This is a genomic window from Rubrivirga sp. (assembly GCF_049648075.1).
Classification (GTDB): domain Bacteria; phylum Bacteroidota; class Rhodothermia; order Rhodothermales; family Rubricoccaceae; genus Rubrivirga.
This window is the reverse complement of the sequence record NZ_JBARYR010000363.1, coordinates 1-2490: the sequence shown is the minus strand read 5'-3', so window position 1 is coordinate 2490 and position 2490 is coordinate 1. Positions and strand designations below refer to the sequence as shown.

At 68.6% G+C, this 2490-nt stretch carries 3 protein-coding genes and 1 pseudogene; 1 reads left to right on the top strand and 3 read right to left on the bottom strand.

Annotated elements, in window-relative coordinates; translation table 11 throughout:
* A pseudogene (locus tag WBA11_RS10645) lies at window positions 1-325 on the top strand (hypothetical protein); the annotation flags it as partial.
* Window positions 326-348: 23 nt separating this feature from the next.
* On the opposite strand, the gene WBA11_RS10640 reads toward WBA11_RS10645, so the two are convergent.
* The 3 genes from WBA11_RS10640 to WBA11_RS10630 form a co-directional block, all read right to left on the bottom strand.
* Entirely contained in the window at window positions 349-1419 is a 1071-nt protein-coding gene (locus WBA11_RS10640) for a TerC family protein (RefSeq protein WP_424520668.1), read from the bottom strand.
* 73 nt (window positions 1420-1492) lie between these two features.
* Window positions 1493-2008, bottom strand: coding sequence for a hypothetical protein (locus tag WBA11_RS10635; RefSeq protein WP_424520667.1), 516 nt, complete (start codon window positions 2006-2008; stop codon window positions 1493-1495).
* 88 nt (window positions 2009-2096) lie between these two features.
* On the bottom strand, window positions 2097-2490 hold a 394-nt coding region (locus tag WBA11_RS10630; RefSeq protein ID WP_424520666.1), incomplete at its 5' end, for a CysS/YqeB C-terminal domain-containing protein.

Here is a 2490-nt window from a genome sequence, read left to right as displayed (position 1 = left end):
GGCCGAGCTCGACCGCACCGAGGCCGCCCTCGAGGGCGGCCGTCCCGTCGTCCTAGGGCTGGTGGGCGACGCCCCCGATCCGTTCTCGCTCCACCAGGTGGTCGCGTTCGGCATCGACCGGACCGGGGCGCTCAGCGCCGTCCTCGAGGTCTACGACCCCAACGCGCCGGGCCAGACGCACACGATCACGACCGCTCCAGCGGCCCAAACCGGACACACCGCCATCTCGACCTCGATGGCGACGGGCGGGCGCCCAAGCGGCCGGTCGCACGTCTCGACGCGGCCGGGTCACCTCCACCACGTGTTCGTCATCGAGGTCGAGTAGCCGTCCTCGAGGACGCGGAGCCGCTACGTTTCCCGGTCGATGACGGGGGCCTCGGTCGCCGTCCCGTCGCCCTGCACGTCTGGGATGTCGGGCTGCCCCGGCGGTGTCGGGGCTCCCGGCGGGGGCGCGATGACAGCGCGCCGCTCGCGGACGGTGGCGAGCCACGAGAACAGCGCGGCGCCCGTGATGCACGACGTCACGACGACCAGCGAGACCCACGTCGGGATGTGGATGCCCCAACCCTCCAGGAACGGCTCCAGCAGCATCTTGGCGCCGATAAAGACCAGCACGGCAGCCAGCCCCAGGTGGAGGTAGCGGATCCGCTCGATGACGCCGGCCAGCAGGAAGTACAGCGCCCGCAGCCCGACGACGGCCAGGATGTTCGAGGAGTAGGCCAGGAACGGATCGGTCGTGATCCCCAGGATGGCCGGGATCGAGTCGACCGCGAACACGACGTCCGTTAGCTCGATCATGACCAGGACCAAGAACAGCGGCGTCGCGATCAGCTTGCCTTTGTGGCGGACGAAGAAGTGCTCCTCGTGGTACTCCTTCGTCACCGGGATCACGCGGCGCAACAGGTTGAGCACCTTGTTCTGGGACAAGTCCTCTTCCTCTTCGACCTCGCGGAACATCCGAAGTCCCGTCAGGACGAGGAACGCGCCGAAGATGTAGAGCACCCAGTGGAACCGGTCCACCAACGCGACGCCCAACAGGATCATGAACGCGCGCATCACGATCGCGCCGAAGATGCCCCAGAACAGCACCCGGTGCTGATAGCGGGCCGGGACGGCGAAGTACCCGAACAGCACCGCGATCACGAACAGGTTGTCGACCGAGAGCGACTTCTCGACGAGGTACGCCGTCAGGAAGGTGAGCCCCGGCCCGTTCCCCAGGCCTTGCTCGTTGCCGGCCCACCAGATGACCGCGTTGACCGCGAGCGAGGCGGCGACGAAGAACGCCGAGAGCCAGGCGGCTTCACGCCAATGGATCACGTGGGCCTTCTTGTTGAACCCGAGGAGGTCCAGCAGGAGGAGCGCGATCACGTAAGCGTTGAACGCGACCCAGGCCCAGGGGGGGACGTCGAGGTGGGGCATGGCGCCCCTCCCAACGCGGCGGGTGCTCAGCGGTTCGGGAGGTAAGCGGTTTCACACGGACCGCGACCGCCCGTTAGCCCTCGTCCGGCTCGCTTAAGTCACGGTGCCCGAAGTAGTAGAGGCAGTACTTGAGCTTCGCAGCCTTTTGCGGTCCGAAGCCAGGAAGCTTTCGAAGTCGGCGCTCGACGGTCGCGTTGTCGCCATCGGCCCAGAGCTGCGACGCGTCGCCGTCGTAGTCGTCGGCGATGGACCGGGCGACGGACTGCGTCGTGTCCACCATCTTATTCGTGAACCGGTGGATCGCGGGCGACTGCACGAACACCTCGGAGAAGGCCTCTCGGTCCATGTCCGCAATCTGGCGCAGGTCGAGGTGGCCCAGCCGCTCGCGGAGCCGGAACGGACCGAGGAACGCCGTCTCGGCCAGGACGCGCTGGTCGTAGAGCAGGCCGAGCACCACGGCCGCCGGCTCGTCGCGCAGGTACTGATCGGCCTCGAGGTCCTTCGTCGCGGTCCCTTCAGCCTGGAGGCGATCCAGCATGCGAACCAGACCGCCCTCGAGGGCGGAGTAATCGGAAGCGTCGAGGGGCATCAGAAGTCGTGGGGTGAAAGAGAGACTGTCTCGGGGGGCGACCTCGCGGGCGAACAGACCGACCTGTGATGCGGCCTCGGCCTCGAGGCTAGGCGCGGCGCCACGTCGGCCCAGACGGCGTGTCCATGACCTCGACGCCCAACGCGTCCACTCGGGCGCGGATCTCGTCGGCGCGAGCCCAGTCCTTGGCCGCGCGGGCCTCCTCTCGTTGCTGAAGGAGGGCGTCCACCTCGGCCTCGAAGTCGTCGTCGGACGCGACCTCGAGGGCGGGAGCCTGGGACCGGACGATGCCCAGCAGCGCGTCGGCCCGGTCCAAGAACGCCTTGGCCGACCTCGAGGATGCTCCGCTCAGCGGCTCTGCCCGGTCGGCCTTGACGACGGCCGATGCGCCACGGAGCGCGGCCGCGAGCGCGATGGGCGTGTTGAGGTCGTCGGCCATCGCCGCGAGCGCCTCCGCGTACGCATCCTCGAGGTCCGGCCCG

Excerpts from the sequence above, each read along its gene's own strand:
- WBA11_RS10640 (WP_424520668.1), bottom strand. The coding sequence starts at position 1,419 with ATGCCCCACCTCGACGTCCCCCCCTGGGCCTGGGTCGCGTTCAACGCT.
- WBA11_RS10635 (WP_424520667.1), bottom strand. The coding sequence starts at position 2,008 with ATGCCCCTCGACGCTTCCGATTACTCCGCCCTCGAGGGCGGTCTGGTT.